The 13,596-nt window shown below is 31.5% G+C and carries 12 protein-coding genes; 10 read left to right on the top strand and 2 right to left on the bottom strand.

The features are described from left to right. Positions 1-207 precede the first annotated feature (207 nt). The 9 genes from WY13_RS21480 to WY13_RS05280 all read left to right on the top strand — a co-directional run bounded on the left by WY13_RS21480 (position 208) and on the right by WY13_RS05280 (position 7,835). On the top strand, positions 208-426 hold the full coding sequence (locus WY13_RS21480) for a hypothetical protein (RefSeq protein ID WP_204377944.1): 219 nt from the start codon (positions 208-210) through the stop codon (positions 424-426). A 423-nt stretch (positions 427-849) separates the two neighbouring features. Beyond that, positions 850-966 (top strand): hypothetical protein, encoded by a 117-nt coding sequence (locus WY13_RS22265; RefSeq protein WP_431602437.1) that lies wholly within the window; start codon positions 850-852, stop codon positions 964-966. Positions 967-1,890: 924 nt separating this feature from the next. Beyond that, entirely contained in the window at positions 1,891-2,742 is an 852-nt protein-coding gene (locus WY13_RS05310; RefSeq protein WP_063554671.1) for a DMT family transporter, read from the top strand. 307 nt (positions 2,743-3,049) lie between these two features. Next, positions 3,050-3,409 (top strand): hypothetical protein, encoded by a 360-nt coding sequence (locus WY13_RS05305; RefSeq protein WP_063554670.1) that lies wholly within the window; start codon positions 3,050-3,052, stop codon positions 3,407-3,409. A gap of 144 nt (positions 3,410-3,553) precedes the next feature. Continuing rightward, complete coding sequence (locus tag WY13_RS05300; protein WP_063554669.1) at positions 3,554-3,916, top strand: transglycosylase domain-containing protein; 363 nt, start codon at positions 3,554-3,556, stop codon at positions 3,914-3,916. Then, on the top strand, positions 3,906-4,586 hold the full coding sequence (locus WY13_RS05295) for a transglycosylase domain-containing protein (RefSeq protein WP_063554668.1): 681 nt from the start codon (positions 3,906-3,908) through the stop codon (positions 4,584-4,586). Before WY13_RS05300 ends, WY13_RS05295 begins: the two co-directional genes overlap by 11 nt. Then, positions 4,553-6,232, top strand: coding sequence for a transglycosylase domain-containing protein (locus WY13_RS05290; protein WP_063554667.1), 1,680 nt, complete (start codon positions 4,553-4,555; stop codon positions 6,230-6,232). The genes WY13_RS05295 and WY13_RS05290 overlap by 34 nt, the downstream gene beginning before the upstream one ends. Positions 6,233-6,370: 138 nt before the next feature. Next, positions 6,371-6,931, top strand: a complete 561-nt coding sequence (locus WY13_RS05285) for a prepilin peptidase (RefSeq protein ID WP_204377943.1) — start codon at positions 6,371-6,373, stop codon at positions 6,929-6,931. A gap of 364 nt (positions 6,932-7,295) precedes the next feature. Further along, positions 7,296-7,835, top strand: coding sequence for a TetR/AcrR family transcriptional regulator C-terminal domain-containing protein (locus tag WY13_RS05280; RefSeq protein ID WP_063554665.1), 540 nt, complete (start codon positions 7,296-7,298; stop codon positions 7,833-7,835). Between the two features lie 533 nt (positions 7,836-8,368). Here WY13_RS05280 and WY13_RS05275 read toward each other — a convergent pair. Then, positions 8,369-8,845, bottom strand: a complete 477-nt coding sequence (locus WY13_RS05275) for a hypothetical protein (RefSeq protein WP_063554664.1) — start codon at positions 8,843-8,845, stop codon at positions 8,369-8,371. 210 nt (positions 8,846-9,055) lie between these two features. Next, entirely contained in the window at positions 9,056-9,850 is a 795-nt protein-coding gene (locus tag WY13_RS05270) for a transposase (RefSeq protein WP_063554663.1), read from the bottom strand. 161 nt (positions 9,851-10,011) lie between these two features. On the opposite strand from WY13_RS05270, the gene WY13_RS05265 reads away from it, so the two are divergent. Next, positions 10,012-11,946: an NAD(P)/FAD-dependent oxidoreductase gene (locus WY13_RS05265; RefSeq protein WP_063554662.1), complete on the top strand. Its 1,935-nt coding sequence runs from the start codon at positions 10,012-10,014 to the stop codon at positions 11,944-11,946. Positions 11,947-13,596: the final 1,650 nt, after the last annotated feature.

The raw sequence follows: 13,596 nt of genomic DNA, 5'->3' as shown, positions 1-13,596 counted from the left end.
CCTTATTTTGATTTTTTCTGCAAGATAATCATAAAGGAGATATCGGATGCTTTTCAATTTTTTTGCCAGTACATTGGTAATGCAATTAATGGTATTTTTAATTATTCACAAAAGTAGTGGTTGAACCTCTATTTTTCGAGTGTCTTCAAATATAATATTTATTTGCATTTATTTAACAAATTTACATTAAAATATTTTTATGTCATATTGCTTTTAGATAATAGTGGGTGGATATATACGAATGAAGAAATTGAAAATCTTAGAAAAGGCTATAATACAGAAAACTGGTTAAAGCTTGGGTTTGGATTTACAAAAAATTCAGTATTTACAATAGATGGTAAGGAATATCGCTTAGATAATAATGGACATTTAAATCTACCTGAAGGGACTATATGTGTACCTTCGAAGGTTAATATAAGAAAATGAATGATTTAACAAGTTTAAAGTACATGTATATAATTTGATATATGATATTAAACCAACAAAACCGATAAATCACATATATAAATACTAATATAATTATAATTTCAAAAGATTACTATTTCAATTTGTTCATTCAAATGATAAGAAAAAGGTATTAGAGAGTTATGGTTATGTAGGTAAACCTCTTAAGAGTGGAAGAAGTCACTGGATGTTTAGGAAAATAATTATAAAAGATGAGGAGGGTGAATATGTGTTAAAGTACCCAGAATTGAAGGGGTATATTACTTGTGGCAGGATAACGATTGACGAAGGAGTAAATCTTTTAAATGATACAAAAAAAGCTGGATAGAAGCAGTATTAGAAGATAGTATACCAATACTAGAGCTATTAGAAGAAGGAAACTTTTTAGGACAATTTAAATTGGGAATGCCTAAATCATTGCATAAGGAATTAATGGAGAAATCAAAACAGGAAGGTACAAGTATGAATCAATATTGTTTATATCTTTTGAGTAAGGAAGTAGCAGTTCAAAGTAAAAACTAAATAGCAAAATAAATAAAATCTAATATGTTGTATAAATAAAGATAAGTACTGGTTAAAGTTGGCACTTATTCTTATATTATTTACAGGATATTTAAAAAGTAAATAAATAATTTACTTGTATGACATTAAACCGTAACAAATACCATATATACTTATAAGTGTCCTAAGGAAATAGCCTTAGCGGAAATGAAAATAAAGTATTTACATATATGAAAGAAAAGTAAAAGTAATTATTCTCCTCGTGTCTGTAGTTGCAGGGCACGTTAAACTTAAGTGCAACTGCCACAAGAAAGTATAAAAAATTAGATCCACAATTATTGTTGTAAGATAGGCATCCGTCATTTAGGGTGCTTATTTTGCGTAATAAAAAAGATGGATATTGAAGTCAAAGATAAAAAGTGTAGATTTTTTAGTATTGAATAATGACGGAACCTATATGAAGTTGAGGATACTAAATGGTATGAATCTGAGCAGCGGAAAAGGACGCACAAGCACTTAAGCTGAGATATTTAGAAATTGATTTAAAGGTGTTAAAAGACGTGTAAGTTAATATATGGATGAAAGACTCGTTGAAAATCGAATAGTATTCTGTTAAAATAATGGATGTATTTGATTTAATATAAAAAACTACATAGAATTAGTATTATAAGTTTTTTACTTGTTAAGCCAAAGTTTAAATAATTATGAGAATTAAGGACAGTTGCCTCCCTTGTCCATATAATATTTTTGTTTATTTTGTGAATTTAGGAGATGTTACAGATGAAAAGACATAAATATCTTTACCTTCCATGAGTAGAGACCTAAATTAACCTACTACAAATGATGATAGTTATATAATACTTGCTTGACTTTATTTGTGAAAAGTGGTTAATTGAAAAATTCACATTTATAAAACAACCTTTAGGCTGTGGGGGAGGTAACTACATGAATATAAGAAACAAAAGTTTGATGGAGATTCATTTAGCAGTTTTTTTATTTGGCTTATCAGGCTTGTTTGGAAAATTGTTATTATTACCATCAATGATAATTGTCCTTGGGAGAGTTTTCTTTGCAAGTATTTTTTTGCTGATTATAATGCTTTATCTCAAAAAAGATATAAAACTAAAACAACAAAGGCATTATTTTTACTTGCTAGTAATGGGTGTGATTTTAGCAATCCACTGGAGTACTTTTTTTGAGTCTATACAGGTGTCTACAGTAGCAATAGGATTACTTACATTTTCTACATTTCCTGTTTTTGTTACTTTTCTTGAACCATGTTTTTTTAAAGAGAAGATCAAACTGTCAGACATTGTGATTGCAATTATTACGTTCTTGGGTGTAGCGTTTGTTATTCCAAAGTTTGAACTCGAAAGTAATCTGACCCAAGGGGTTGTTTGGGGAATAATATCTGGTTTTACTTATGCGATTCTTTCAATGCTTAATAGAAAATATGTAAAAGAATATTCAGGTTTCGTAATTGCTTTTTATGAACAATTTGTGGCAACAATTGTATTAATTCCTTTTTTGTTTTTACAAAAACCTGTTTTTCATATTAGGGAGGTACTATTACTAATTATATTGGGTACGATTTTTACTGGAATTTCTCACTCATTATTCATAAGCGGTTTAAAGAATATTAAAACGCAGACAGCAGGAATTATATCAAGTCTTGAACCAGTCTATGGTATTATTTTTGCTGCTTTTTTATTAAGAGAAATACCAACTTTAAGGGAGGTTTTAGGTGGAATTATTATTTTAGGCACTGTCTTTTACTCAACTATTAAATCTAAATAATTCATATTATTGTTGTTTAACATAACAATTAGAAAGCAAATAATTTACTGAAACGCCGTATTATTTAAAAATTTTACGGCGCTTTTACATTGGGAAAATGGTAGTTTAGTGAAGATGTATAAGTGACTAGAGTAAAATATTTTGAAAACTATAAAATACTTGATAGTATGACCATAATAAAAAATAATAGAATTTATCCTAATTTTTAGGCACAAAAAACACACAATAATAAACAAAATTTAAATACCTCCTGATATAGTAATATGTATTTTGAAGTAAATATTAACTCAATATGGGAGACGCTTAAATGGAAAATATTATTATGGCTATATGCTATAAAAATGAAAAAGATAAAAAGAAAGTAGAAAAGTTAATTCATAAACTTATTATATATATACAGAAATCCTGTGATAAAAGTCATGTAAAGTTGGATTTTTTAAGTGATATAAGTACTATAATTATCACTGTTAAAAGCTTAAATTCTATAGATTACTATTTCGAATTATTACATTCAGGGTGTTTGTACAATTCTAATTTTAATCCGCATATCCTATCTCTTATAGGAACTAAAAAGGAAATTCTCAAATTCATCAAGTATAAAATCTCAGATTTAAAAGTTACAAAAAAAATAATGATTCTTAAGGGAGATGAATATTTTGCTATATAACAAAATTATTTGCTGCCATCTCATTTCACATAATAACTTATCTCATAAGAGATCAAATCAGTGTATAAAGAAGGAAAAGCCCAAACCAGTTAACTCATTCAAAGATGTATTAGAAAAACAAATTAACAAGGAAGGAGCAAAATTATGAAGCATAAAAAAGTAATTTTTGTTTCTGCAGTGATACTTGGGTTAATAGTTACAACTGTAGGAATTACATATGGCACTCATAAGAAAGAAATAGATTCTATTCTCTCAGATGTAAATCAAAAAAAGCAGCTTATAAATGATTCGACTTTTGAAAGAAAGGGTTACACAACTATTTATGACAAAAATAATAAAGTTGTAAGTAAGCTTATTTCTAAGAATCATGTTTACATTCCGCTTAAAAATATTTCAAATAATGCTGAAAGTGCTTTTATAGCAGTAGAAGATAAAGACTTTAGAAAACATGGGGCAAATAAGTATAAAAGGATCAACCAGGGCGCTTATCCAGGTGATGAGACATAAGGGAGAGGCTGTACAGGGAGGGAGTACGATAACGCAGCAGCTTGTGAAAAATGTGTTTCTTTCAAACAAGAAAAGTCTGGATAGAAAAATAGAAGAAGTTTTACTAGCTGTGGACATTGAACACAAATATTCAAAAGATAAAATATTAGAGTTCTATTTGAATAATGTATATTTTGGCAGAGGGAATTATGGTATAGAAACAGCTGCCAAAGGATATTTCCAGAAAGATATCAAAGATTTAACCTTATCTGAAACAGCATTTTTGGCTGCCATTCCAAATAACCCATCCAAATATGATCCTATAAATAATAAGGGTAATACGTTAGAGAGAAGAAATTTAATTCTAAAAGTAATGCTTGAGCAAAAGTATATAGATAAAATTCAGTATGACAGTGCTGTTAAAGAGGAGATTGTTTTAAGTCCTTTAAGTTTACCAGTAGCAAAAGGTGACTATGTAACTTCTTTTGCAATAGATAATGCAGCAAAGGATCTTATGAAGTATGATGGATTTCAATTCAAGTATAAATTTAAAGATGATGCAGATAAAGCTAAGTATCAGAAAAATACAGTTATATGTATTCAGACTATGATAAACGTATTAGAGCTGGGGGATATTCTATTTATACGTCTATTGACATGTCAAAGCAAAAACAGTTGCAGGATAGTATAGATTCGGGGCTGTCTACCTTTACGGGAAAAGATTCTAACACAAATAAATATAATGTCCAAGGAGCAGCTGTAAGTATTGATAATTCTACAGGATATGTGGCTGCTATAGTTGGGGGAAGAGGAACGGATGATGAATTTAACAGGGCATTTTTAGCATATAGACAGCCAGGTTCTGCAATAAAGCCAGTTTTTGTATATGCACCAGCTTTTGATAACAAATATCACCCATTGTCAAGAGTTACAGATCAGTATATTCCTGGAGGTCCACAAAATGATGAACATTCTTATTTTGGCAGTGTAACGCTTCGATATGCAGCGGAAATGTTTTTAAATACAATACCTTATATATTAATGACAAGGCTTGGAACAAATAAACTTATGCAATATCTTTTAAACATGCACTCCACTGGAATATGTAAAGAAGATTATAACTCAATATCAGCTATAGGAGGTTTTACAAAAGGAGTTTCTCCTGTTGAGATGGCAGGTGCCTATTCGACACTTGAACATGATGGAGAATATACGGAAACTACCTGTATAAAAAAGATGACTTATCAGGATGGATCTATTATTGTTAAAGATCAGAAGACTCTTGACAGGAACAAAGTGTATACTAAAGAATCTGCTTATATGATGACTGATGTTTTAAAAGGTGTATTATCGGAGGATTATGCTACAGGACACAAGTTAGCCCTTGCGAATGGACAAATAGCTGCAGGTAAAACAGGTACAACCTCAAATAATAAGGACGGTTGGTTCTGTGGATATACTAAATTCTACACAACTGCTGTATGGATAGGTGCAGATATGACGGAGGAAATAAACAACCTATATGGAGCCGTTTATCCAGGGCAAATATGGAAAGACTACATGGATAAAATTCACCAGAATCTAAAGCCTCAAGATTTTGAAAAACCGGATACTGTGGTTTATAAATATATAAATCCACAAACCGGAGAAAAGGTTGATTATGACAGTGGGGTGCAGGATATGTTTTCAAAACCGATCCTTGACGAAATAGAAGATGAAAAGAAAAAAGCTGAAGCTGATGCTAGAGCAAAATTGGAAGCTAATTATAGAGAATCTGAACCTCAAAGGGAAAAGGAGATAGAAAGATTACTTCAGAAATATGAATCAGAATCTTATACCAGTGTAGAAAGCCTTGATACCATAGACAGCTTAAGAGATAGTATAAATCATTTGATTGGCCAAATTATAGATGTTGATAAGGCAAATCTGTATAAAGACCGGCTGGATAAAAGAAGCTCTGAGCTCAAGTCAAGCAGGGACAAGTGGGAAAATATAAAGCAGAACCAGGAAAAAGAGCGGCAGTTAAAAATAGATGAAAATAATTCTGAGGTAGAGAGAATTAATAAGCAGAAACAACTTCTAAGAGAACAGGAGGAACTTCAACAAGAAAAAGAGCAGCAGCAAAAAGAACAGCAGGATAATAATTCTGAGGAGGAAAAAGAAGCAGCAGAGGCAGTTTCAAAAGTTCAGTCATTTTCATCTGACACAAGTAAAAGTGATTCAAATTTGCAGGCTTCAGTAAGTGATGCCGTTTTTAAAATTGATAAACTTCGCAATCAGGTACTTCAGGGAGCACTTAAACAGGCTGTTTATGATAAGGTTTTATTACTTAAGTAATAAAATTGGTAGGGGCATAACAATACTCCTGTCAATTGCTTTAACGGGGTGGTAAAGTTGATTAATATATTTATTTTAGTCTTTAGTTTATGCATTGGAATATATATTGGCAATTTAATGTATTGGCTCTCTGTTTTTATGATAAAGGAGGATAATGTTAACCTGGGTATTTTAAGAAAGTGTATTTTCAATAAGAGGAAAGGTACAGTATTTAAATATATACTCCAGATGGTCACAGCTTTTGTTTTTGTGATGTTATTTATAAAATATGGTTTTAGCATTCCGTATATCAAATATTCTATTTTAGTTTCATTTCTGATCTTAATTTCAATCATAGATTATAGGACACAATATATCTATTCTGCTGTAAGCTATTTGGCAATAGCTGTTTCAGTTGTATTTATATTTTTACAGCATGATTTTGTGTATGATTATATAACTGCAGGTATACTTGGATTTATCATGGCAGCTCTTATTGTGATTTTAAGCAGAGGAGGTATGGGATGGGGGGATGCAGATATATTTTTACTTGCAGGGCTTAATTTAGGGTTATACCTTTTTATAAAAGTGTTTATTGTTACATTTTTATTATCAGGGTTAGTTTGCGCTTATAATTGCTTGAGAGATAGAAAGGGATGCATTGCACTTGCCCCTTTTATAACTATAGGAGTTTTCATAATTCTTTTTAGCTCTCAATAATTTTTAAGTGGTTATTTTCCGAAGTGAAAGGAAATAATTAATTCTACATGTTATAATATTTATAAGATGATAAAGTGTTTTTAGTTAGTCATCCCTCAGGATTTTATCTCTTGCAAAAAGGTCGTTGCGGTTAATTTGGCAGCAGAGGCCAGCTATGAGAAGTCAATAGATTTTATAAAAAAATTTGTAATTATCCGGATATGTTTGAAGCCTTGCCAGGAAATTTTATAAAGCTTAGAATGATTGATGAGTCATTAGATAATAAACTATGAGAAGGAAATTGATAAGCATACATAGTAATGCTTGACATATATGTTTGAGTTATAATTTATTAAGAATGTATCATCTTGATGGAGGTAAGCCTATGAAATTGGTTAATAGATATGATACAAAGCTTAGGATAGCCGATGCCCTGGAATTTATTATGCAAGCAAAGCCATTGTCGAAAATATGCGTTTCAGATATCATGGAAAAGAGTGGTTTATCACGACAAACATTTTATCGCCATTTTTTTGATATCCAAGATTTAGTCAATTGGCTACATACGGAAAGGAATCAATTATCAATAGCTATATTTGAAGAAAATGAAGATGTTCTTGAGAGCTTTAATATCTCTTTAAAGTCGATGTTAAGATATAAAAACTTTTATAAGCATATCGTTACCTTAGATGGACCCAATTCTTTTTCTGCTTTTTTTAATAATCAAATAGTCAATGCTTGCAAAGCACATATAGGTAAGGATAGATTAAATGAAGAGATTTTATTTTCGATAAAACTCTATTCCATAGGTGCTACGAATCTAATAATAGAGTGGATTCAAAAACAAATGGACATGTCTCCAAGAGAGTTGGCAGAATATTTGTCAAGGAGCATGCCAAAGAATTTGGTTAAATTTTACGAATAATGATTTTATACTACCTTATTTAATATTGCAACCCCCCTCTGGTTAGAATCTGGACAATTCTACTAAACCAAAGGGGGCTTTTCTTTACATAACCCATATTTATTTATTGACAATACAATACGTATTAATTACTTTGATGAACATTAAAAACTATAAAAGTCCTTTTGTTAAATAGATTTGAAAAATAACAAGATAAAAACTTACCCTTTGGCTTTGAGTTACAAATATATTAAAATGTCAATTTTATATAAACATTAAAGGTAAATTGAAAATTGAAATGTTCAATGATAATGATAAAATAATAACAAGAGATATAGTTAAGAAGTGTATAGTTCCTTTTGCATTTTAGAATTAATAATTCACTACCATACATCAAATAATACATATAGATGATTGCAGAATTAAAAATTAAAAGATGTGGATAACTTTTTAGATTTAAATTAGAAGTGTGAGAAAAAGACCACGACAAAAAGCCTTTTAGTAAAAAGGCATGCGTAGCATGTTGGCTCGATATTTAATTGTGGATATGTTGATTATGCAGCTATCTTAAGGAGTTTATTTATACTTCTAATATATTCTATATTATTCATGGCGTAAGCCAGTATAACATTTATAAGTTTAGAGATAGCAGTTAAGTATAGATCAGTACGCATAGTAGTGGTATTTACAGTTTTGGGTTGTTCAATGCATGGATTAAACTTAAAGGAAGATAAGCATCGTTCAATAGATGCACGAATAGTATAAGTTTCATCCCATTCTGAAGAATTTCTTTGAACACTAGGATAAAGTCTAAAATCTTTGTTAAGATAAACATAGGTCATACGACCACTTTTCTTATCAGTACATGGATTTTCACATGTATGATAGCATTTACCTTGTTTATCTCTACGAGATTTAGGGCATGTAAACTTAAATCTTAAGCTTCTATTTTTACCTTTACATGGACCATCAGCCTTAAAAGGTTCCCTGTTTAAAGGGCAGAGAGGAATACCTTCAATATTGTATTCCAAATCTCCAATTTTACTATTGCCTTGATTACAAGGATTAAGAGGAATAAAAGCTTTTTCAAATTCTAAATGTTTAAGTAAGCCAAAGTTATCGTAACTATCGAATTCTGAATCACCTAAAAATGTTTTAAATTTAAAGTCAGAATGAGTTTGTAACTTTTCTAAAAATGGTACAATTACAGGCTTTAGTGAAGCATTATCATAAAAATATTTTTATTCTTCAGGGGTATCAAATTCTTTTTTACCTATTGATTCATAAAAACCTTCATCGAAGAGTTTTATACTTAAAGGTATACCCCAACCATTTGTTAAAAGGCCGAATTTGTAGAAGTATCTGAAATGCCCATTAACAAAGTCTAATTTAATATTTGGGTTAGCTTGTGCAAATTTAGGCATATTCTCATATGCGGCAGCATAAGGATTGAAATTTTTTTTATTTGTAGCTTTAGCATAAGATTTTTGCCTGTTAACTTCAGCTACAAGTGTTTTATGATTATTCTCTTTAACTCTTGGTTTTAAGCCAGAAGTATCATATATAAGTGCAGAATTAAGGTTTTCATAAGGTGAATCGTCTGGAAGATTATTATTGATATCTTCACAGATATCAATAACTTTAAGAGCCATTGAATTGAATAATTTAGCAATATCACTTTCAAATGTAGTTTTGAATCTGCTGAAAAAAGATTCATCAGGCACAGATTTGTAGAAACCACAAAATTCCCTTAATTCAGTAGAAAACACAAGGAAAATCGTTAATAAAACAGTGGTAGGTATATGAAATATTTGCATGATTAATAAAGCTGATAATACAGAATGAAGCTCATATTCTCTATCTTTTCCTAAATCAGAATAATAGTGTTCTTTAAATGAATTTGGTATAAAGGCACTGATATCAAAGTTATCGGCAAGTAATTTAACAAACCCTACGGGTTGTTTAGCAATCATGTTTTTAAATTCAGATATCTGTTCAAAAATATTAAGTTGTTTAAATTTATTAAGACAAAACATGAATGTTCTCCTCCTCTTTGAATTTTTACATTGTTTGGTCACAATTATTATTTCACAGTGGAGGAAAATATAAAAGTCCAACGGCTAAAAAGTTAGGTGAATCAACGCTTGCGGAATTCCGCAAGCGACTAAATAATACATAATAAAGGAGTGTTCATTAAATGGCAACATTATTTGAAAAGGTAAAAATCGGCAATGTAGAGCTAAAAAACAGAATGGTTATGTGTCCTATGGGGTATGGCTCCCCTGATGCAGATGGTGGAATTTCAGATCATCAAATTGAATATTATGTTGAGCGGGCTAAAGGTGGATATGGATTAATTTTCACCTCAGGCCAATATGTAACAGGCAAATTTGAAAAAAGTGAATCTAATTTTTTGGAAACTCCTCGCCACGGCCAGCGTCTATCACTTTTAGCAAATAAATTACATCAATATGGGGCAAAACTTGCCGTACAGTTGACCATTGGACTTGGTCGAGTGTCATTCATTGATCCATTTACGGCACCAAAGTCATCAAGTAATAATCCGAGTTTTTGGTTTACCAATCTCACTTGTGAACCATATACAACAGAAGAAGTAAAATGGTTGGTAGATAAATTAGGCTATTCTGCATTATTGGCAAAGAACGCGGGCGCTGATATGGTCGAACTTCATGCATATGGTGGATACCTGATTGACCAGTTTTTAAGCGCTAATTGGAACAATCGTACTGATGAATATGGCGGAAGTCCAGAAAACAGAATGAGAATATTATTTGAATTGCGAGATTCAATTTGGAAGTACTGCGGTAAGAATTATCCAATCGCTATCAAAATCACACCAGATCATCACTTCGATGGAGGGCGAACATTGGAAGAAGGCATTGAAATGGTGAAAATGCTGGATAATGAAGGTTTTTGTTTGTTACACATAGATATGGGTACTTATGAAAACTGGTTCAATGCGGTAACTACTTGCTACCAAGAGGAAGGTTTACAACTCTACATTGCAGAAGCATTGAAAAAGGCTGGTATTAAAACTCCTTTCTTAGTACAGGGTAAATTGAACTCGCCTAAGTTAGCTGAAAAGGTGGTAGCTGATGGACTTGCAGAGCTGATTGGACATGGTCATCAATCTATAGCAGATCCGCATTGGCCTAGAAAGGCAAAGACTGGAGCATTTAATGATATCATTCCATGTATCGGTTGCAACGAATGTATATATGCAGGCTTTACAAACAAATGGGACGTCTGTTCAGTAAATCCAACTAATAATTCAAAAGAGGAATACGAGTTGACTCCAGCGACAGAGAAACAGAGCATATTAGTTGTCGGAGGTGGCCCCGGAGGAATGATGGCCGCAATCACAGCTGCTAAAAGAGGATATGATGTAGAACTTTGGGAGAAGGATTATACCCTCGGTGGAACTCTAAAAGCAGCAGGAGCACCTTATTTCAAAAACGATACGAAGAAATATATGGAACATTTGATAGCGCAAGTGAACAAGCATGATATAAAAGTGAGGTTAGCAAAGGCAGCTACCCTAGAAAATATTCTTGAAAAGAATCCGGATGTAGTTATTCTTGCTGGTGGTTCTAAGCCTATTATTCCTAACCTTAATGGAAATGGAAAGGGACATATTTTAGAAGCTACTGATCTTCTTTCAAATGGTGGAATAACTGGACATAAAATAGTAGTTTTAGGAGGCGGTTTAGTGGGTTGCGAAACAGCTTTACAGCTTGATAGTGAAGATAAAGATGTTACCATTGTTGAGATGCTGGATCAACTGCTCCTTACAGCTGTACATGCTCCGAATAACGACATGGCAATTAAAGATATGATTGCTAAATCTAATATTAAGGTGATGACTGGTACAAAGCTCACTGCTGTCTATGAAGATAAGGTCAAGGTTTCTATCGACGGTGAAGAGAAGGAAGTTCCCTGTGATACTCTAGTGCTTGCTGTTGGCTATAAAGCAGACACAACTCTCAGTGATTCGTTGGAACAAAAAGGAAAGAGAGTGTTTAAAATAGGCGATAATGTTAAGGCAGGCAAAATCATTGATGCGGTGCAACAGGGATTTCATACAGTTCGTTTGCTAGAAGAATTAGTTTAAAAATAATTAAGTTGACCCATGGAGTATGTGGTGTTGATGTCACGCAAAGATAAATAAATAGGCTGCAAAATTGCTTAAATAAAAGGTTTTCTGACTTTCGGTGATAATCACCGATTGCTGGGAACCTTAATTTTTTATCGTTAAAAAGTAGTTCAGGTTTGTTTACTCGCACAATGCGATAGAACAGATACTGGAATCGAAAATGGTGTATGGAAATCTAGAGCTAAGTTGAAATTCGATGTATCAGAGTTTAACAAGCAATTAAATGCACATGATAAGACGATCTATCTTGGCGTTTCAAAAGAGAACGAGTGATTGGAAAAAATCAAAGGTTGTGGCAATGAGTCACGTGAGGCTAATAAGAAGAAAATTAGTGGATAGAGCTCCTTTGCAGGTTACTTGAAATAAGGAACGTTGGAAGTTATTAATAGATAAAGAAGAGAAAGGTAATATTCTGAATTTAAGCTCGTTTATTATTAGGTTAAGCTAGACAATATATTAGCACTCTTTAATAAAATACAGCATAGAATGTCATCAATTTTATAACTGATGACAAGATGATTGAAGTTAATTTAAAGATCAGTTAGCTCTATGATATGATATATTATTGCGTAAAAGTATAAGCCTTATGTATTTACAACTCCCTTGCTTAAAGGGGGTACATCTTTACGCAAAATCAATCTTAATGCGTATTTGTATCATCTTACAGCCAAAACACACGTGGAGAGTATAGTTAGGCTTAAAAGGAAAAACAGCTAAGAGTATTGGTATAGCTGGAATTAGAAAATAGTTAAAATTAGATATGTTTGGTGATACGGTGGTAGGAAACATTAAGTATTATTACTAGGAGATAAAACCTTTCGTTTCCACTATACATAAACTATAATATTGATACAATTATTATTGAGAATTTGCAAGTAGCAATGGATGGATTCAGCGAGTTGTTAAAAGAATTGAAAGCAAAGTAATAAAGTTCAAAAGTAGAAGGTAAGGGCAGATAGAATTTTATTGTCTAAAATCATATAGTAAACTGCTAAGAGCATAACCATAGATAAATAATTTCTCTAATAATCGCTAAACCTGGATTTAGCGAAATAATATAAGAATAGCAAAAAGCCTTTAAGATAGTATCCTTAAAGGCTATATTTCTAATTCAGTATATGCAGCTTTTAAAGCTCTTTTTATATGAGTTACCAAAACACATTACCAACATTCCTCTTAGTCCATTTGTAATGAAACTATTTAGTTTTACATTACCTTTAATACAGTTAGGAGATAATTCAAGTTTCTCTTCAACAAGCCATTTTGTAGCTTGTATAGCTTTTCCTAATGTCCAATAACCTTTTGGAGTACTATCTAAAAGTTGATGAGTATTGTGATATATACTAAAAATTTAAGGAGGCTTTTGTATTTGTAGATTGAGTAACTTGAAAAAAGTTGTTGCATTAATTATTTAGTGCAGTAGCTTTTTTATTTTTATCAAAAAATAACTCCGAAAATAACCCAATAATAATCAAATTTTTGAAAATTTTTCTGTAATACAATAAAAGTATGTTATAGTAGCCTGTTTTCGTTTGATATGGCAAAAGCAGGATAGTATAATAAAATTATAGGGAGACAGAAAATACTAGCATCTAGTGGCGACTATTT

This window comes from Clostridium ljungdahlii, assembly GCF_001636845.1.
Lineage (GTDB): Bacteria > Bacillota > Clostridia > Clostridiales > Clostridiaceae > Clostridium_B > Clostridium_B ljungdahlii_A.
Note: the sequence above shows the minus strand (reverse complement) of the source record. Positions and strands in the feature narration are given on the sequence as shown.